The organism is Novosphingobium sp. MBES04 (genome assembly GCF_000813185.1).
Taxonomy (GTDB): Bacteria; Pseudomonadota; Alphaproteobacteria; order Sphingomonadales; family Sphingomonadaceae; genus Novosphingobium; species Novosphingobium decolorationis.
In genome coordinates this window covers 826,672-843,484 of record NZ_DF850488.1, presented here as the reverse complement: position 1 = coordinate 843,484, position 16,813 = coordinate 826,672, and the positions used below count along the sequence as shown (strand labels likewise).

The window sequence follows — 16,813 nt, the reverse complement described above, 5'->3', positions numbered from 1 at the left end:
GGTGACGGGTTCGGGGAGCCCGAGGGCAATGGCCCTCGGAACTCTTCTTCCTGTCTTCTTCTATTCCACGAAGAACGATGCCGGTGCCTCTCCATCAAGATGGCGTTGGTGCATCATCTCCAGCGCGCGTTCAAAGCGGCGGGCATAGGCGGGCGTGTCGAAGAGGGCGCAGCTCATCCGCGCCTCGGCGAGGCGCTGGCGCAGCGCGGCCAGGCGCTCGGGATGGCGGGCCAGAGCCAGGGCGCAGGCCTCGTATTCGCCGGGACTGGTCGTGGCCAGTTCGGGGAGACCGGCGGCTGTCACCAGACTTGCCGCTACGCGCGCGGCGAACTGGCGGCCGGCCAGCGTCAGGACCGGGAGCCCAGCCCAGAGCGCATCGCTCGCGGTCGTGTGCGCGTTCACCGCGAAGGTGTCGAGGAACAGGTCGGCGAGCGCGAGCCGTCCCAGATGCTCGGCGTGGGGGAGTGAGGGGGCGAAGACAAGGCGGGCTGGATCGACGCCGCGCGCCTCGGCCTCGCGCCGCAGGTTCGCTTCGGCCCATGCGTTCGAGCGCAGCAGCCAGAGTACGGAGCCGTCCACCTGGCTCAGGAGGCGCATCCAGATGTCCCATTCGGCGGGCGAGATCTTGTAGGTGTGGTTGAAGCTGGCGAAGACAAAGCCCTGTTCGGGCAGGCCATGGCCCGCGCGCCCCTTCGTGTCGGGGACGATCACGCGCTGGTTGTCGTTGGCCTGGTAGCTTCCGGCCAGGCGTACGATAGCTTCGGAAAAATGGGCCTCCGCGCTCTCGGGAAGCGCGACCTCGTCGGCCACGAAATAGTCCATGCAGGCGTGCCCCAGCGTTCCGGGATAGCCCATGTGGGCCACCTGCACAGGCGCCAGACGGTGCCCGAACATGCGCGTGCGGGTGCCGCGCGTGTAGCCCTTGAGGTCGATCGCGATGTCGAGGTTGTCCGCGCGGGCGCGGCGCATGACCTCCTCGTCGGTCAGGCTGCCGATCTCGGTGAAGGCATCGACCTGGCCTTTCAGCACGGCGCGGTGGTGGTCCTCCTCGCGCTCGGGGCCGTAGCTGTAGAGGTGGACCTCGAAGCGGCCGCGGTCGTGTTCACGAAAGAGCCCGCTCATCAGGTAAAGCGTGGCGTGGTTGTGAAAGTCGGCCGAGAAGTAGCCGATGCGGATGCGCCCGTCGCGGCTGGGATCAGGCACGGGCAGGCTGGCGGGTTTGGCGGGATAGACGTGCGCCGCGCAGGCGCGCGAGCGCTGGTGCTGGTGGGCAGGATCGTCGCGGAAGGGCAGGGAGGCGAAGGGCTGCACCGCCCCCACGTCTGCGCCCAGGGTCAGGGCGTATTCGCCGCGCGCACGCCAGTCGCACATGTGGCTTCCTCGAAGAGCGCCTGGAGCCGTGCGGATGCGTCCGAAGGGGCCAGGGCCAGCGCGCCGCGAAACGAGGCGACGGCTTCGGGCAGGCGGTTCATGAGGATCAGCGCCTTGCCGCGGTTGACCAGAGCCTTGCCGTTGTCCGGGGTGATCGCGAGGGCCTTCTCGAAACACTCGAGGGCTGCGTTCACCCGGTCGAGCGCGAGCAGTTCGCCGCCCATGTTGTTGATGGCATCGGCGTGTTCGGGGCGCAGGTGGATGGCCCATTCGTAGCAGGCGATGGCGTCGTCGCGCCGGCCCATCTTCGCGTTGAGATTGCCCAGGTTGTAGTAGGCGTCGACATAGCTGGGATCGATGGCGAGGGCCTGGGCGAAAAAGTAGCCGGCCTCCTCGTCGCGGCCGGACTGTTCCAGCAGATTGGCCAGGTTGTAGCGCGCATCGGCGTAGGTCGGGGCGCGGGCGATGACCTCGCGGTAGAGCTCTTCCGCCTCGGCGTCGCGGCCCTGGCGGCGCAGCGCGATGGCAAGGTTGTTGCAGCTGGCATGGGCGCTCGGGTCGGCGGCGATGGCGGCGCGAAAGGCGGTCTCGGCGCGCGGGTTGTCGCCCAGCGCGAGAAGCGCGGCGCCGTAGAGGTTCTGCACGCCGTGGGAATGCGGGAAGGCGCGCGCCAGCGCTTCGCCCTCGCGCACGGCAAGGCCCATGTTGCCATCGCGATAGGCCGCGACCAGGGTGTCGAAGCGGCGCTGGGCCGAGGTGCCGCTGGGTTCATCGAGGGCCTTGAGCGCGGCGCGTACACGGGTGTTGTTGGGGTGGCGTTCGAGGACATCGTGGTAGATCGCGCGCGCGGCATCGGCGTCGCCGCGCTTGGCCGCGCCCTTGGCCTTGATCAGGAGGGTTTCCAGTCCGCTCATGGTTCCTCGTGCTCTTCCCAGGATCTGACCTGGACATAACCGGACGTGGTGGACGTTCGGTGACCTGGATCCCCGGTAGAGTTGCGTAGGAGCCCCCCTCGGGTTGCGGGGCTTGCAAACGTTCGCATACCCGCTGGGAGGACGCTTTCATTGCGGCGGGGAAGGTTACTTTCCACTGTGCAAGGGGAGTGGCCGCAAAGGGCGGTGATCCCCCGGCAAGATGCTCGTTTTCCCGTATGTTTCCCAGGTTTGGCACACCTCTTGCTGAACTTGCCGGCATTGGAACCGCACATTTCGACACGGACGCGGGAAAGGTCAGCCGGATGGCAATCGAAACATTCTACGACGTGATGCGTCGGCAGGGCATCACCCGCCGCAGCTTCAACAAGTTCTGCAGCCTGACGGCCGCGGCGCTCGGGCTCAGCCCGGCCCATGCCCAGGACATCCGCCACGCCATGGAGACCAAGCCGCGCATTCCCGTGCTCTGGCTGCACGGCCTTGAATGCACCTGCTGTTCCGAAAGCTTCATTCGCTCCGCGCATCCGCTGGCCAAGGACGTAATCCTGTCCATGATCAGCCTCGACTATGACGACACGATCATGGCCGCGGCGGGCGAGCAGGCCGAGGCGATCATCGCCGAGACCATCGAGAAGTACGATGGCAACTTCATCCTCGCGGTCGAGGGCAATCCCCCGCTCAACCAGGAAGGCATGAGCTGCATCATCGGCGGCCGGCCTTTCCTCGAGCAGCTCAAGCACGCAGCCGACCACTGCAAGGCGATCATCTCGTGGGGCAGCTGTGCCTCGTGGGGATGCGTCCAGGCCGCGCGCCCCAACCCGACCCAGGCGACGCCTGTCCACAAGGTCCCGGGGCTTGCCGACAAGCCGATCATCAAGGTCCCCGGCTGTCCCCCCATCGCCGAAGTCATGACCGGCGTCATCAGCTACATCCTGACCTTCGACCGCTTCCCCGAACTGGACAACCAGGGGCGGCCCAAGATGTTCTATTCCCAGCGCATTCACGACAAGTGCTACCGCCGACCGCACTTCGATGCGGGCCAGTTCGTCGAGGAATTCGACGATGAGGGCGCGCGCAAGGGCTATTGCCTCTACAAGGTCGGCTGCAAGGGCCCGACCACCTACAACGCCTGTTCGACCGTGCGCTGGAACGGCGGCCTCTCCTTCCCGATCCAGGCCGGGCACGGCTGCATCGGCTGTTCCGAAGACGGCTTCTGGGACAAGGGCAGCTTCTACGAGCGCCTCTCCGACATCCAGGGCTTCGGCATCGAGGCCGACGCGACCAGATCGGTGGTGCCGCCGCCGCCGCCGTGGGGGCAGGGGTGATCGCCCATGCCGCCGCGAGCGCGGTCAAGCGCGCCCGCTCGGGCAGTTCCCCGGCCCCCGCCGACACCACGACCACCCATGAGGACGCCTGAGCATGGCCACGCTGGCAACCCCTAACGGCTACACCCTCGACAACACCGGCAAGCGCGTCGTCGTCGATCCCGTCACCCGCATCGAGGGGCACATGCGCTGCGAGGTCAATCTCGACAGCAACAATGTGATCCGCAACGCGGTCTCCACCGGCACCATGTGGCGCGGGCTGGAAGTGATCCTCAAGGGCCGCGATCCGCGTGATGCCTGGGCCTTTACCCAGCGAATCTGCGGCGTGTGCACCGGCACCCACGCGCTGACCTCGGTGCGCGCGGTGGAGAATGCGCTCGGCATCGAGATCCCGGAAAACGCGAACTCGATCCGTAACATCATGCAGCTTTCGTTGCAGGTGCACGATCATCTGGTGCACTTCTACCACCTCCACGCGCTCGACTGGGTGAACCCGGTCAATGCGCTGAAGGCCGACCCGAAGGCGACGAGCGAGCTCCAGCAGATGGTCTCGCCCGCGCACCCCAACTCCTCGCCCGGCTACTTCCGCGACATCCAGACGCGCCTCAAGAAGTTCGTCGAGAGCGGCCAGCTTGGCCCTTTCAAGAACGGCTACTGGACCAACCCTGCCTACCTGCTGCCGCCCGAGGCGGATCTCATGGCCGTGACGCACTATCTGGAAGCGCTCGACTTCCAGAAGGAGATCATGACCGTGCGCACGATCTTCGGGGGCAAGGACATCCACCCCAACTGGCTGGTGGGCGGCGTCCCGTGCGCGATCAACATCGACGGCGACATGGCCGCGGGCGCGCCGGTCAACATGACCTCGCTCAACTACGTGCGCAAGATCACCGACAAGTGCATCGACTTCGTGAAGAACGTCTACGTTCCCGACGTCATTGCCATCGGCAAGTTCTACAAGACCTGGCTCTATGGTGGGGGCATCGCGAACAAGTCGCTGATGGCCTACGGGGACATTCCCGACCGCGCGAACGACTACAGCCCGGAAAACCTGATGATGCCGCACGGCGCCATCGTCGACGGCAAGCTGACCGACATCCACCCGGTCGACCTCACCGACCCTGAACAGATCCAGGAATTCGTGCCGCACTCCTGGTACAAGTACCCGGACGAGAGCAAGGGTCTGCACCCCTGGGACGGCATCACCGAGCCGCACTACGAGCTGGGCCCCAAGGCCAAGGGCACTTCGACGCGGATCGAGGAGCTCGACGAGGGCGCCAAGTACTCGTGGATCAAGGCGCCGCGCTGGCGTGGCCACGCGATGGAAGTGGGCCCGCTCGCCCGCTACATCATCGGCTACCAGCAGGGCCGCAAGGACATCCAGGAGCAGGTCGATGGCTGCCTCTCCGCGCTCGGGCTGCCGATGGAGGCGATGTTCTCGACGCTCGGCCGTACCGCGGCGCGCGCGCTGGAGGCGCAGTGGGCCGCCGAGAAGCAGGCCTACTTCCTCGACAAGCTCATCACCAATGTGAAGAACGGCGACACCGCGACCGCCAATACCACCAAGTTCGATCCCAAGACCTGGCCCGACGAGGTCAAGGGCGTGGGCTTTACCGAGGCTCCGCGCGGAGCGCTGGCGCACTGGATCCGCATCAAGGGCGGCAAGATCGAGAACTACCAGTGCGTGGTTCCCACCACCTGGAACGGCACGCCGCGCGACAACGAGGGCAATATCGGCGCCTTCGAGGCCTCGCTGCTGGACACCAAGGTGGAGCGCGCCGAAGAGCCGGTGGAGATCCTGCGCACGCTGCACAGCTTCGATCCCTGCCTCGCCTGCTCGACCCACGTGATGGGGCCCGACGGGCAGGAACTGGCCGAAGTCAAAGTGCGCTGAGGAAAAGGAAGATGACGATGTTCGAACGCACCTCGCCTGCGCGCACCGCAGCACTTGCCGCCGCTCTGGCCGCGGGCCTGGCCGCTACCCCCGCCCTGGCCCATCCCGGCCACCTGGGCGATGGGCTGGTCGCGGGTCTGGCGCACCCCTTCCTGGGGCTCGATCACCTGCTCGCCATGCTGGCGGTGGGCCTCTGGGCGGCGACGCGCAAGGCCGCACAGGCCTGGCAGGCCCCGGCCGTGTTCCTTGCCTGTCTTGCGCTGGGCGGTGTCCTTGGCCTGGCAACCGGCGCCATCGGCGCGCTCGAGAGTGTGGTGGTGGGCTCGCTCGTCGTGCTAGCCGCGCTGCTGGTCGCCGCGCCCTTCGTCGGCAACCGCGCGGGGCTTGCGCTGATCGGTCTCTTTGCACTGGCCCATGGTCATGCCCATGGCGGGGAAGCGAGTGGTCTTGTCCCCGCCTACTTCGCCGGGTTCCTGGCCGCATCGGCCGCGCTGCACCTCATCGGCTGGAAAGTGGGTTGCCACCTCTTCGCCTCGCCGGTCGGGCGCTGGGCGGCGGGTCTTGGCATTGGCGGTGCGGGGCTGGCCCTCGCCTTTAGTTGAGCGGCTTCGGCCAGGAGAAGGGACGCGTCATGGCGAGCACGACCTCCAAACCCCACACCGAGGAAACGGTCTACGTCTACGAGGCGCCCGTGCGCCTGTGGCACTGGATCAACGCGCTGGCGATCCTCGTCCTGTGCCTGAGCGGCTATCTCATCGGCAAGCCGCTGCCTGCGATCGGCGGCGAGGCTTACGACCACTTCATGTTCGGCAAGATCCGCTTTGCGCATTTCGTCGCCGGACAGATCCTCGTCGTGGGCTTCGTCTTTCGCTTCTACTGGGCCTTCGTGGGCAACGCGCACGCGCGTGAGATCTTCCACGTACCGTTGACCCGCGGCTCGTACTGGAAGGAAATCTGGCACGAAATCAAATGGTACGCGATGATGGAGAAGTCGCCTAAGAAGTACACCGGGCACAACCCGCTGGCGCGCATCTCCATGCATATCCTGTTCGTGTGGGGCATCGTCTTCATGATCCTGACCGGTTTCGCGCTCTCCGGCGAGGGCGAGGGGCCGGGCGTGATCCATACCCTCTTCACCAGCTGGGTGATCCCGCTCTTTGGCCAGAGCCAGGACGTCCACACCTGGCACCACATGGGCATGTGGGTGATCGTGATCTTCGTCATCGTCCATATCTACGCCGCCGTGCGGGAAGACATCATGAGCCGCCAGTCGATCATCTCCTCGATGTTCTCGGGCTGGCGGACGTTCAAGGATGACGGGTCCCCGGACTGAGGTCCGCCCCGTCCTCCCCCTAGAAGCGCCGGCGGCCGAACTTCCGCCCATCTCTCTCCCAGGTTGCCGGCGCTTCCCTTTCTGTGTGGAAAGATACTTTTCTAAGGAAACTTTCCGATATGGAAGGTTTCTGTCCATAGGGCGTGCGCGTAAGCCGTGCGCCGTCACCAAGGAGTGCGCCTTGTCACGGTTGTAGGGCACTTGGCACGGGCTTTGCTGTGCATATTGGCAAGACACTTTCCAATCGGGTCGGGGTGAAGCCGGAGCACACGGCCAGCCCCACGGAGAAACGGCAAGACATGGCATCCCCCCCTGACAGCACACCTTCCGTTCTGGTGCTGGGCATCGGCAATCTCCTGTGGGCCGACGAAGGCTTCGGCGTGCGCGCGGTCGAGCACATGCACCGCCACTGGGCCTTCCCGGATAACGTGCGTCTGATCGACGGCGGCACCCAGGGGGTCTACCTCGTTCAGAACATCCGCGAGGCCGACATCCTCGTCGTCTTCGATGCGGTCGACTACGGCCTCGAACCGGGCACGATGAAGCGCGTGGAAGGCGAGGAAGTCCCCCGCTTCCTCGGCGCCAAGAAGGTCTCTTTGCACCAGACCGGCTTCCAGGAAGTGCTGATGATGGCCGAGATGTTGGGCGATCCGCCCGCGCACCAGCTCCTCATCGGCGTGCAGCCGGTCGAGCTGGAGGACTACGGCGGCTCGCTGCGTCCGCAGGTCAAGGACAAGATCGAGCCTGCCATCGCGATGGCGCTCGACTATCTGGCGGACTTTGGCATCGTGGGCGAGCGCCGCACCGTGCCGCTCGGCGATGCCGAAAGCATCGGCAGCTTGGAGATGGTGCTCGAACGCTACGAGGGTGAGCGTCCCGACGCCGAGATCGCGCCGCGCCATGGCGATGACCGCGTGCTGGGCGCAGGCTTCGTGCCGCCCGCCGACTTCGATGCCGAGATGGCCGAACTGGTCAGCCGGATGCCGCTGGATGCGGGCGACGCGGCAGGCGGGGAGGGCGCGCGCTGATGTGCCTGGGTATTCCCATGAAGGTGATCGAGGTCGCCGGGCCCGGCCGGGCGCTGTGTGCCAACGGCGATGTCTGGGTCGAGATCGACACGTTGCTGGTGGGCGATGTTGCCCCCGGCGAATGGCTGATGACCTTCCTTGGTGCCGCGCGCGAGAAGATGGACGAGGTGAGCGCACTGCGCAGCCGGGATGCCCTGAGCGCGCTCGAAGCCATCATGAACGGCGGTGAAGTCGATATCGAGGCGGCCTTTGCCGACCTCATCGACCGCGAACCCCAATTGCCTGAACACCTGCGCAGCGGAGCCCCCAATTGATGACCCCCGTACTCGATTTCTCGCCGCTGCTGGAAGGCATCTGCCAGCGCCATGGTTACCCTATCGTGGGCGAGGCCGATCTCGACGCCGTCCTGGCCGACACGCCGCTGGCCCTGCTGTTCTTCTGCGGGGACCACCGCCGTCTGGCCGAAAGCAACGATGTGGCCGTGGTCCTGCCCGAACTCGACAAGGCGCTGGCCGGGCACGCGCGTGTCTTGGTCTGCGCGCGCGAGGACGAGCGCGCGCTTCAGCGCCGCTTTCGCTTCACCGCCTTTCCCGCGCTCGTCTTCCTGCGCGAGGGACGCTACCTCGGCGCCATCGAGGGGATCCGCGACTGGTCCGACTACCTAGTTGAAATCCCCGAGATCCTGGGGCGCGAGCCGAGCGATCCGCCTGCCTACAAACTGCCCGCCGGTTGCGGCGAGAGCCGCTGAGGAGCCCCCATCCCATGACGTCCTTCCTTTCTGTGCCTGGTATGGGCGCGCCCGGTCTCGGTGCACTCGTCGGCCCGGGCAGCCAGCCCGAGAGCTTCGACGGCTCCAAGCTCGACTACATGATCATGCCCAGCGGCATGAACACTTTCTCCGCCGCCCACGTGCCCGAGGCGGACGATGCGGCGGGGCACGGCCCCGCGCTGGCCGCGCTCGGCGCGATGCTGGACGCGCTGCGCCACGCCGAGGCGACAGGTGAGGGCGTCCGGATCGACCTTATGGGCCTTGCACCGAGCGACCTTACCTTCGTCGACCAGTTGCTGGGCGAGGGCGAAGTCTCGGTTGTCGCAGGCGGCGATGCGCAGGCGCAGGAATCGGTGCTGGCCGGGCTCTGGCGGGTGCGCGTGGCCAGTGCCGATGGCCGCCGCAGCGCGGACTACGCCGAAGTCGGCGCCTTCCCGCAGGACCTTCTGGCACAGGCCTTCGCGGGCGCGCAGGCCCATGTGGACCTGCCCGAAAGCGCTGGCCCCAACATCTTCAACGCGCCTGCCCTTGTCAGCGAGATCAACGAGCACGTGCCCCATGCGCGCGAGGCGGGTCGGGGCCCGCACATCATCAATCTCTCGCTCCTGCCGCACACCGAGGAGGACCTGGCTTTTCTCGAGAACGTGCTGGGTCCGGGCGAACTGATCGTCCTGTCGCGCGGCTACGGCAACTGCCGCATCCGGGCGAGCGGCACGCGCGACACCTGGTGGGTGCGCTACTACAATTCGCAGGACACCCTGATCCTCAACTCGATCGAGATCAGCCCGATCCCCGAAGTGGCGCTGGCCGCGCCCGAGGATATTGCGGATTCGGTCGAGCGTCTGTCCGAGATCCTCGACATCTACGCCCCGGCGGACGCCTGAGCATGTCCGGTGCTCCCTCCACCGACCATTTCTTTGCGGGAAGCTATGGCGGCGATGCGTCCAAGCTGTCCGACCACACGCGGCTGGAATGCAAGATCTGCTGGCACGTGTACGAGCCCGCGGAGGGCTGCACGTACTGGCAGATACCGGCGGGTACGCCGTTCGCGGCGCTGCCCGATCACTGGACCTGCCCGGAATGCGACGGCGCGAAGGGCGACTTCATGGTCATTCCGGACTGACGCCATGGATGGCCTGAGCGAACTTCGCATGTCTGACCTCTCCATGTCCGATCTCTCTGCTCGGATCGAAGGTCTTTACGAGACCATCGCCCGCACGCGCATGGCGGACATCGGCATACTCAATCCCCGTCTCGGTGTTTCGATGCGCGGCTTGCGGCGCTATGGGGAGAACCATGTCGGTATTCTGGTCACGCCCTGGTTCATGAATCTCCTGTTCCTTCCCGTGAATGTGCCGGGTTCGCCGGGCGGGGGGATCCCGCCGCGCATCGGCAGTCCGCGCACCTTCGCCCTGCCCTCGGGGACCTACGAGGGCATCGCGGGACACGAGCTTGACCTGGGCTGGCACTGGAGCTGTTCGCTGTTCTCGCCGATGTTCGAGTTCGCCGACATGGAGGGCGCGGTGGAGACCGCCGACGTTTCGCTCGACCTGCTGTTCGACGCCCCCGAAGGCGCGCGTGGGAACGAGGCGGGGCAATCGGGAACCTCGGAGGAATTTCGCGCCGCAATGGTACGCCCCGAAAACCATGGCACTCTGGATTCGCGGCTTGCGGCAATCGAGGCACGCGAGGCCGAAGCTGTGGCCGAGGCGGAGGCGCGCATTGCCGAGAGTCCCGAGCTGGAAACCGACGCACCCCGCAGTCTCGACCGGCGCGCGCTGTTCGGTCTGCGGCGCAGCGAGGAGCAGCAGGGCTGATGGCGCAGGGGCCTTTCCTTCGCATCGACGTGCCTTTGCCCGGCCCGGGTGAGGGCGAGCCGATCTTCATCGACTACGCGGGCACCGGCCCGGTCGCGCGGCTGGTGACGGGCGCGCGTGCGGACGCGATGCCCGCGATGATCGGGCGGCTCTTCGCAATCTGCGTAGAGGCCCAGCAACTGGCCTGCCGTCTGGCGCTTGCGGCGGCGCAGAACCTCGAAATCGATGGGGCCGAGCTGGAGACGGCCCGCCAAGGCGTCAGCCTGGAGGCGGTACGCGAGACCGGGCTCCACATCCTCCTGGGCTGGCCCGCGCTTCTGGGCGAAGGCCCGGACCATGCGGCGGCGGCGGCGTTGCTGGCGGCCACGCGAGGTGCCGGGGACGCCGGGGCGCTTGAAGAAGTGCTGACGCGGGCGGTTTTCGGATGCTCGCCGGGGCAGTGGCTCGCAGTACAGACAGGCGGCGGTGCCACGTTGCGCTGGGCCTTCGCAGGCGCAACGCCCGCCGCGCGGCTGCTGGCGCGCGCCATCGATGCGAGCGAGGTGCCGCCCCATCCCGCGCCCGCGCCGGGAAGTCCGGTCGAGCGCTGCGCGGCGCAGGTGTTCGTCGCCCAGCTCGATCCCGGAAGCCTCGCCGCCCACCACGCGGCACGCCTGTTCGAGCTCGCCCGGCTGGCAGCCCCCTACATTGCTGGCATGCCCCACGCCGCATTCCTTGCCGCGCGGTCCCACGCGCCCGGCCATGGCCGGGCGGAGATCGCCTGCGCGCGCGGAACCCTTGTTCACGAGGTCGAGGTGGCCGATGGGCGTATCGCGCGGTGCGAGATGCGCTCGCCTACCGATGTCGCCTTCGCGCCCTATGGGCCGGGCCGCATGTGGTTGCAGACCGTGGCCGACGGTACGCTCTCCTGGCCACGCGAACAGCGCGAGGCGGTCATGCGCGAGGTCGTCGCCGCAATCGATCCCTGCATGGAGTATCGCCTCACCTTCGCCGCGCTGGCCAAGCAGGGAGCGCTCTGATGCATGAGATGGCGCTGTGCGAATCCATCCGCCAGATCATCGAGGAGCAGGCTGGCGCCCAGGGCTTTACGCGGGTCGAGCGTGTCGCGCTGGATGTCGGGGCCTTCTCCGGCGTCGAGGTCGAGGCGCTGCGTTTCGGGTTCGATGTCGTGATGCGCGGGTCCCTCGCGGAGGAGGCGCGGCTCGAGATCCACCAATCCAAGGGGCAGGGCTGGTGCCTGCCTTGCGCGCGCGAAGTCGAGATCGCGCAGCGCTACGACGCCTGTCCGCATTGCGGCAGCTACCAGCTGCAGGTGACGGGCGGCGAGAACCTGAGCATTCGTGAACTGGAGGTCTTCTGATGTGTACCGTGTGCGGCTGTAGCGACGGGGAAACCCGGATCGAGGGCAAGGCGCAGGCCCATGCGCACGGCCACGATCACCACCATCATCACGACCATGGGCATCACCACCATGACCATGACCATGACCATGACCATGACCATGACCATGACCATGACCACGATCACGGGCATGATCATCACCATGATCATCATCACGATCACGGGGGCCATCACCACCATGGTGAGCACGGCGATCTGCACTATGGCACGGGCGCGGCGGGGACCTCGGTCCCGGGGATGAGCCAGACCCGCCTGATCCAGCTCGAAGCCGATATCCTGGGCAAGAACAATGGCTATGCGCAGGCCAATCGCGCGCAGTTCGCGCACGATGGCATGTTCGTGCTCAACCTCGTTTCCTCACCCGGCTCGGGCAAGACCACGCTTCTGTGCAAGACGCTGGAGGCCCTGAAGGACACGCTCGACCTCGCCGTCATCGAGGGCGACCAGCAGACCAGCGCCGATGCCGACCGCATTCGCGCAACGGGCGTTCCCGCGATCCAGGTCAACACCGGCAAGGGGTGCCACCTCGATGCGCACATGGTGGGCCACGCGGTGGAAAGCCTGAAGCCAGCCAAAGGCTCGGTCCTCCTGATCGAGAATGTCGGCAACCTCGTTTGCCCGGCGGGTTTCGATCTTGGCGAAGCGCACAAGGTGGCGATCCTTTCGGTCACCGAGGGCGAGGATAAGCCGCTCAAGTATCCCGACATGTTCGCCGCCTCCGATCTTGTCCTCCTCAACAAGGTGGACCTTCTGCCCTACCTCGATTTCGATATCGAGGAGGCCGAGGCCAACGTGCGCCGGGTCAATCCGCGCGCCCGCGTGCTGCGTGTTTCCGCGCGCTCGGGCGAGGGGATGGAAGCCTGGATGCAGTGGCTCAAGGGCGGGGCGATGATGGCCTCGGCCACGCTGCCTGCCAACGCGCCGCTCGCGGCTGAATAGGACCTTCACGCCATGTGCCTTGCCATTCCCGCTCTTGTCACCGCCGTCCTTGCCGACGACATGGCCACCGTGTCGCTGGGCGGGGTGGTCAAGACCGTGTCCGTCGCGCTGCTCGATGAGGTCGCGGTGGGCGATTACGTCCTCCTCCACGTGGGCTATGCGCTCCACAAGATCAGCGAGGAGGAGGCCGAGCGGTCCCTGGCAATGATGGCCGAGGGCGGACTGCTCCAGGCCGAACTGGACGAGATCGCGGGAGACGCTGCATGAAGTACGTGGAGGAATTCCGCGACCGCGTGCTGGCCGAAAAGCTGTCCGCCGCAATCCGGGGCGAGGCCGATCCGGCACGCAGCTACAACTTCATGGAGTTCTGCGGCGGGCACACCCACGCGATCTTCCGCTACGGCGTTCAGGACCTCGTGCCCGCCAACGTCCACTTCGTCCACGGTCCGGGCTGCCCCGTCTGTATCCTGCCGATCCGCCGCCTCGATGATGCCATCGAACTGGCCGAGCGGCACGGCGTGATCCTGTGCTCGTACGGAGACATGCTGCGCGTGCCCGGCTCGAAGCGGCGCTCGCTCCTGAGCGTGAAAGCACAAGGCGCGGACGTGCGCATGGTCTATTCCACGCTCGATGCGCTGGATATCGCGCGCGAGAACCCGGACCGGCAGGTCGTGTTCCTCGGCATCGGTTTCGAGACCACGACCCCGCCCACCGCGCTCGCCATCCGGCAGGCTGAGGACGAAGGGCTCACCAATTTCTCGGTCTTCTGCAACCACGTCCTGACGCCCGCGGCGATCCGCCATATCCTCGATGCGCCCGACATCGACCCCGAGGAGGCCGTGCATCTCGACGGGTTCCTGGGCCCCAGCCACGTCTCGACCGTGATCGGCTCGAAGCCCTACGAGTTTCTCTCCGAGACCTACCGCAAGCCGGTGGTCATTGCAGGGTTCGAGCCGCTCGACGTCCTGCAGTCGGTGCTGATGCTGATCCGTCAGGTCAATGAAGGCCGCGTCGAGGTGGAGAACCAGTACGCCCGTGTCGTCACGCGCGAGGGCAACACCAAGGCACAGGACCTCGTCGACGAAATCTTCGAGCTGCGCCCGGCCTTCGAATGGCGCGGGCTTGGCATGGTGGCCAGGAGCGCACTTGCGATCCGGCCCGCCTATGCCGCCTTCGATGCCGAGGCGCGCTTTGACTTGAGCGAAAAGACCTCGCGCGAGGTCAAGTCGTGCGAATGTCCCGCGATCCTGCGCGGGGTGAAGAAGCCCAAGGACTGCAAGCTCTTCGGCAACGTGTGCACGCCCGACAACCCGATGGGCAGTTGCATGGTCAGCTCCGAAGGCTCGTGCGCGGCCTACTGGACGTACCGCCGCGCCGAGACACTGGCCGAGATGGCAAAGGACAAGGCCATGGCGGAGCAGGCCGCATGACCGCGATGCAGCCGATCCGGGCCAAGCGCTTTCCCGCCGACGCGCGCGTGACGATGAGCCACGGCGGGGGCGGACGTGCGACAAGCGAACTCATTGCCTCTGTTTTCGCGCCCCATTTCGCGAACCCGCTGCTGGAGCAGGGCCATGACACGGCGCGGCTGGACCGTCCGGCCGGGCGCATCGTCGTCTCGACCGATGGGCACGTGATCTCGCCGCTGTTCTTCCCCGGCGGTGACATTGGTTCGCTCGCCGTCCATGGTACGCTCAACGATGTGGCGATGGGGGGCGCGCAGCCGATTGCGCTGACGGCCGCCTTCGTGATCGAGGAGGGCTTCCCGCTTGCCGATCTCGAACGTATTGCCGCCTCGATGGGCGAGGCCGCCCGCCGCGCCGGGGTGCCCATCGCAACCGGGGACACCAAGGTTGTCGAGCGGGGCAAGGGCGACGGCGTCTTCATCACCACGACTGGGATCGGTGTCGTGCCGGAGGGTGTCGAGATCGGCCCGGACCGGCTTGCTGCGGGCCAGGCGATCCTCCTTTCGGGCACGCTGGGCGATCATGGCGTCGCGATCATGTCGCAGCGCCAGGGGCTGGAGTTCGAGACCACGATCACCTCGGACAGCGCCGCGCTCCACTACATGGTCGCCGACATGGTGGCCGCGGTGCCGGGCATCGCGTTGCTGCGTGATCCCACGCGCGGCGGGCTCTCCTCCACGCTCAACGAACTGGTCGAGGGCACGCGGCTGGGCGTGCTGATCGAAGAAGCGGTGATCCCGGTGAAGGGCGAGGTCGCCTCGGCCTGCGAGCTGCTTGGCCTCGATCCACTCCACATCGCCAACGAGGGCAAGCTGGTCTGCATCTGCGAGGAAGCCGATGCGCAAACGCTGCTCGCCATCATGCGCACCCATGGCGAGGGCACCGATGCCGCGCGGATCGGCTCGGTCACAGCCGAAGAGCCCGGCTTCGTGCGCATGACCACCGCGATCGGGGGCACGCGCATTGTCGACTGGCTTTCGGGCGAACAATTGCCGAGGATCTGCTGATGCCCGATTCCGTCTCCAGCTTGCCGGTGGTGCTTGTCGTCGACGACGAGATCCGCTCGCTCGAATCGCTGCGCCGCATTCTCGACCACGATTTCGAGGTCCTGACCGCCGCCAGCACGGCGGCGGCCGAACGGCACCTGGAGGCGCAGAACGTCCACGTCATCCTGTGCGACCAGCGCATGCCCGAACGCACCGGCGTCGACTTCCTGACCGAAGTGAAGACCCGCTGGCCCGACGTGATCCGCATGATCATCTCGGGCTACACCGACGCCCACGACATCATCGATGGCATCAATGACGCGGGGATCTTCCAGTACATCACCAAGCCTTGGCATCCCGACAACCTGCTGCTGACACTGAAGGCCGCCTGCCGCCTGTTCGACCTCCAGCGCCAGAATGACCTGCTGGCCATCGAGCTGAAGATGCTGCCCGAAGCGGCCGACAAGCTGGTGGGCGAGAGGCGCGACAAGCTGCGCCGTGCCTACAGCTTCGAGGACGGCATCGTGCGCGCGCCGGGCAGTCCGATGGAGGATGTCTGCCGCCAGCTGGCCGATGTCGCGCCGTATGACCTTCCCGTCCTTCTGTTCGGCGCATCGGGCACCGGCAAGGAACTCGCCGCGCGCGCGCTGCACTATGGCTCGCACCGCTGGGACAAGCCTTTCGTGGTCGAGAACTGCGGCGCGCTGCCCGACGAGCTGCTGGAAAGCGAGCTCTTCGGCCACCGCAAGGGCGCCTTTACCGGCGCGGTTGCCGACCACATCGGCCTGTTCGAGCGCGCCGATGGTGGCACGGTCTTCCTCGACGAGATCGGCGAGGTTTCGGCCGCTTTCCAGGTCAAGCTGCTGCGCGTGCTCCAGGAGGGCGAGGTGCGTCCGCTTGGCGGAACCGTCACGCGCAAGGTCAATGTGCGCGTGATCGCGGCGACCAACCGCAACCTCGACGAGGAAGTGCGCGCCAAGCGCTTCCGTGCCGACCTGTTCTACCGCCTGGCCGGGATGATCGTGCGCCTGCCTGACCTCAAGGACCGTACCTGCGACCTGCCCGTCCTTGTCGAGGCCATTCTCGGGCAGGCGACGAAGTCCATGGACAAGCCGGTCCGGGGCGTGAGCGAGGCGGCCATGGCGCGGCTCGTTGCCTATCCCTGGCCGGGCAACGTGCGCGAACTCCAGAACGAGGTGCAGCGCATGGTGGTGCGCGGGCGTGAGGGCGACTGGCTCGATGTCGATGTTCTTTCCTCGCGCGTGCGCGGCGGCGGCGAAGGGGCCGCCCTGCGCGTCGAGACCGCGAACGAGGCGCCTGCCGAGAGCCCGGCTCCCGCACCCCGTTCGGGCGCCCAGGAGAGCGGTACGCTCAAGGAGCGGGTCGAGGCTTTGGAGGCCGAGATGATCCGCGACGCCCTGATCCGCCACCGCTGGAACAAGAGCCAGGTTGCGCGTGAACTGGGTCTCTCGCGCGTGGGGCTGCGCTCCAAGCTCGACCGCTACGGGCTTGAGAACGTCCATCCTATCGCCCGCCGGGTGGCGCACTGATC

At 66.7% G+C, this 16,813-nt stretch carries 19 protein-coding genes; 17 read left to right on the top strand and 2 right to left on the bottom strand.

What is annotated here, in order from left to right:
• Positions 1–60: 60 nt before the first annotated feature.
• Both MBENS4_RS03705 and MBENS4_RS23870 read right to left on the bottom strand, forming a co-directional pair.
• A complete protein-coding gene (locus MBENS4_RS03705; RefSeq protein ID WP_052321985.1) occupies positions 61–1,371 on the bottom strand; it encodes an O-linked N-acetylglucosamine transferase, SPINDLY family protein in 1,311 nt (436 codons plus the stop codon).
• The gene (locus tag MBENS4_RS23870) at positions 1,335–2,285 is read right to left on the bottom strand and encodes a tetratricopeptide repeat protein (protein WP_052321984.1); all 951 of its coding nucleotides are present in this window, start codon (positions 2,283–2,285) and stop codon (positions 1,335–1,337) included. Before MBENS4_RS23870 ends, MBENS4_RS03705 begins: the two co-directional genes overlap by 37 nt.
• A gap of 323 nt (positions 2,286–2,608) precedes the next feature.
• On the opposite strand from MBENS4_RS23870, the gene MBENS4_RS03700 reads away from it, so the two are divergent.
• The 17 genes from MBENS4_RS03700 to MBENS4_RS03620 all read left to right on the top strand — a co-directional run bounded on the left by MBENS4_RS03700 (position 2,609) and on the right by MBENS4_RS03620 (position 16,811).
• Positions 2,609–3,628, top strand: coding sequence for a hydrogenase small subunit (locus tag MBENS4_RS03700; protein WP_144400841.1), 1,020 nt, complete (start codon positions 2,609–2,611; stop codon positions 3,626–3,628).
• A gap of 94 nt (positions 3,629–3,722) precedes the next feature.
• The gene (locus MBENS4_RS03695; protein ID WP_039388873.1) at positions 3,723–5,522 is read left to right on the top strand and encodes a nickel-dependent hydrogenase large subunit; all 1,800 of its coding nucleotides are present in this window, start codon (positions 3,723–3,725) and stop codon (positions 5,520–5,522) included.
• 11 nt (positions 5,523–5,533) lie between these two features.
• Positions 5,534–6,124 (top strand): HupE/UreJ family protein, encoded by a 591-nt coding sequence (locus MBENS4_RS03690; RefSeq protein ID WP_052321983.1) that lies wholly within the window; start codon positions 5,534–5,536, stop codon positions 6,122–6,124.
• Between the two features lie 29 nt (positions 6,125–6,153).
• The gene (gene cybH / locus MBENS4_RS03685) at positions 6,154–6,855 is read left to right on the top strand and encodes a Ni/Fe-hydrogenase, b-type cytochrome subunit (protein ID WP_039388871.1); all 702 of its coding nucleotides are present in this window, start codon (positions 6,154–6,156) and stop codon (positions 6,853–6,855) included.
• Between the two features lie 299 nt (positions 6,856–7,154).
• A complete protein-coding gene (locus MBENS4_RS03680) occupies positions 7,155–7,883 on the top strand; it encodes a HyaD/HybD family hydrogenase maturation endopeptidase (RefSeq protein WP_052321982.1) in 729 nt (242 codons plus the stop codon).
• Positions 7,883–8,197 carry a HypC/HybG/HupF family hydrogenase formation chaperone gene (locus tag MBENS4_RS03675; protein ID WP_039388869.1) on the top strand — a complete coding sequence of 105 codons (315 nt, stop codon included), beginning with the start codon at positions 7,883–7,885 and terminating at the stop codon, positions 8,195–8,197. Before MBENS4_RS03680 ends, MBENS4_RS03675 begins: the two co-directional genes overlap by 1 nt.
• Complete coding sequence (locus MBENS4_RS03670) at positions 8,197–8,631, top strand: hydrogenase-1 expression HyaE (protein ID WP_039388866.1); 435 nt, start codon at positions 8,197–8,199, stop codon at positions 8,629–8,631. The genes MBENS4_RS03675 and MBENS4_RS03670 overlap by 1 nt, the downstream gene beginning before the upstream one ends.
• Before the next feature lie 14 nt (positions 8,632–8,645).
• The gene (locus MBENS4_RS03665; RefSeq protein ID WP_039388864.1) at positions 8,646–9,536 is read left to right on the top strand and encodes a hydrogenase expression/formation protein; all 891 of its coding nucleotides are present in this window, start codon (positions 8,646–8,648) and stop codon (positions 9,534–9,536) included.
• Positions 9,537–9,538: 2 nt separating this feature from the next.
• Entirely contained in the window at positions 9,539–9,775 is a 237-nt protein-coding gene (locus MBENS4_RS03660; RefSeq protein WP_039388862.1) for a rubredoxin, read from the top strand.
• A gap of 28 nt (positions 9,776–9,803) precedes the next feature.
• Positions 9,804–10,469 (top strand): [NiFe]-hydrogenase assembly chaperone HybE, encoded by a 666-nt coding sequence (gene hybE / locus MBENS4_RS23865; RefSeq protein ID WP_199904334.1) that lies wholly within the window; start codon positions 9,804–9,806, stop codon positions 10,467–10,469.
• Positions 10,469–11,488, top strand: coding sequence for a hypothetical protein (locus tag MBENS4_RS03650; RefSeq protein ID WP_039388860.1), 1,020 nt, complete (start codon positions 10,469–10,471; stop codon positions 11,486–11,488). Before hybE ends, MBENS4_RS03650 begins: the two co-directional genes overlap by 1 nt.
• Entirely contained in the window at positions 11,488–11,829 is a 342-nt protein-coding gene (gene hypA / locus MBENS4_RS03645; RefSeq protein WP_039388858.1) for a hydrogenase maturation nickel metallochaperone HypA, read from the top strand. The genes MBENS4_RS03650 and hypA overlap by 1 nt, the downstream gene beginning before the upstream one ends.
• A complete protein-coding gene (hypB, locus tag MBENS4_RS03640) occupies positions 11,829–12,809 on the top strand; it encodes a hydrogenase nickel incorporation protein HypB (protein ID WP_039388856.1) in 981 nt (326 codons plus the stop codon). Before hypA ends, hypB begins: the two co-directional genes overlap by 1 nt.
• 12 nt (positions 12,810–12,821) lie before the next feature.
• The gene (locus MBENS4_RS03635; RefSeq protein WP_039388854.1) at positions 12,822–13,076 is read left to right on the top strand and encodes a HypC/HybG/HupF family hydrogenase formation chaperone; all 255 of its coding nucleotides are present in this window, start codon (positions 12,822–12,824) and stop codon (positions 13,074–13,076) included.
• A complete protein-coding gene (hypD, locus tag MBENS4_RS03630; RefSeq protein WP_039388852.1) occupies positions 13,073–14,239 on the top strand; it encodes a hydrogenase formation protein HypD in 1,167 nt (388 codons plus the stop codon). Before MBENS4_RS03635 ends, hypD begins: the two co-directional genes overlap by 4 nt.
• A complete protein-coding gene (gene hypE, locus MBENS4_RS03625) occupies positions 14,236–15,282 on the top strand; it encodes a hydrogenase expression/formation protein HypE (RefSeq protein WP_039388849.1) in 1,047 nt (348 codons plus the stop codon). Before hypD ends, hypE begins: the two co-directional genes overlap by 4 nt.
• Positions 15,282–16,811 carry a sigma-54-dependent transcriptional regulator gene (locus tag MBENS4_RS03620; protein WP_039388846.1) on the top strand — a complete coding sequence of 510 codons (1,530 nt, stop codon included), beginning with the start codon at positions 15,282–15,284 and terminating at the stop codon, positions 16,809–16,811. Before hypE ends, MBENS4_RS03620 begins: the two co-directional genes overlap by 1 nt.
• Positions 16,812–16,813: the final 2 nt, after the last annotated feature.

What these genes read in the sequence shown, in the direction of transcription:
- cybH (WP_039388871.1), top strand. Translation starts at nt 6,154, where the DNA reads ATGGCGAGCACGACCTCCAAACCCCACACCGAGGAAACGGTCTACGTC.
- MBENS4_RS03680 (WP_052321982.1), top strand. Translation starts at nt 7,155, where the DNA reads ATGGCATCCCCCCCTGACAGCACACCTTCCGTTCTGGTGCTGGGCATC.
- MBENS4_RS03675 (WP_039388869.1), top strand. Translation starts at nt 7,883, where the DNA reads ATGTGCCTGGGTATTCCCATGAAGGTGATCGAGGTCGCCGGGCCCGGC.
- hypD (WP_039388852.1), top strand. Translation starts at nt 13,073, where the DNA reads ATGAAGTACGTGGAGGAATTCCGCGACCGCGTGCTGGCCGAAAAGCTG.
- MBENS4_RS03650 (WP_039388860.1), top strand. Translation starts at nt 10,469, where the DNA reads ATGGCGCAGGGGCCTTTCCTTCGCATCGACGTGCCTTTGCCCGGCCCG.
- hybE (WP_199904334.1), top strand. Translation starts at nt 9,804, where the DNA reads ATGTCTGACCTCTCCATGTCCGATCTCTCTGCTCGGATCGAAGGTCTT.
- hypB (WP_039388856.1), top strand. Translation starts at nt 11,829, where the DNA reads ATGTGTACCGTGTGCGGCTGTAGCGACGGGGAAACCCGGATCGAGGGC.
- MBENS4_RS03670 (WP_039388866.1), top strand. Translation starts at nt 8,197, where the DNA reads ATGACCCCCGTACTCGATTTCTCGCCGCTGCTGGAAGGCATCTGCCAG.
- MBENS4_RS03695 (WP_039388873.1), top strand. Translation starts at nt 3,723, where the DNA reads ATGGCCACGCTGGCAACCCCTAACGGCTACACCCTCGACAACACCGGC.
- MBENS4_RS03705 (WP_052321985.1), bottom strand. Translation starts at nt 1,371, where the DNA reads ATGTGCGACTGGCGTGCGCGCGGCGAATACGCCCTGACCCTGGGCGCA.
- MBENS4_RS03690 (WP_052321983.1), top strand. Translation starts at nt 5,534, where the DNA reads ATGACGATGTTCGAACGCACCTCGCCTGCGCGCACCGCAGCACTTGCC.
- MBENS4_RS03635 (WP_039388854.1), top strand. Translation starts at nt 12,822, where the DNA reads ATGTGCCTTGCCATTCCCGCTCTTGTCACCGCCGTCCTTGCCGACGAC.
- MBENS4_RS03700 (WP_144400841.1), top strand. Translation starts at nt 2,609, where the DNA reads ATGGCAATCGAAACATTCTACGACGTGATGCGTCGGCAGGGCATCACC.
- hypE (WP_039388849.1), top strand. Translation starts at nt 14,236, where the DNA reads ATGACCGCGATGCAGCCGATCCGGGCCAAGCGCTTTCCCGCCGACGCG.
- MBENS4_RS23870 (WP_052321984.1), bottom strand. Translation starts at nt 2,285, where the DNA reads ATGAGCGGACTGGAAACCCTCCTGATCAAGGCCAAGGGCGCGGCCAAG.
- hypA (WP_039388858.1), top strand. Translation starts at nt 11,488, where the DNA reads ATGCATGAGATGGCGCTGTGCGAATCCATCCGCCAGATCATCGAGGAG.
- MBENS4_RS03660 (WP_039388862.1), top strand. Translation starts at nt 9,539, where the DNA reads ATGTCCGGTGCTCCCTCCACCGACCATTTCTTTGCGGGAAGCTATGGC.
- MBENS4_RS03620 (WP_039388846.1), top strand. Translation starts at nt 15,282, where the DNA reads ATGCCCGATTCCGTCTCCAGCTTGCCGGTGGTGCTTGTCGTCGACGAC.
- MBENS4_RS03665 (WP_039388864.1), top strand. Translation starts at nt 8,646, where the DNA reads ATGACGTCCTTCCTTTCTGTGCCTGGTATGGGCGCGCCCGGTCTCGGT.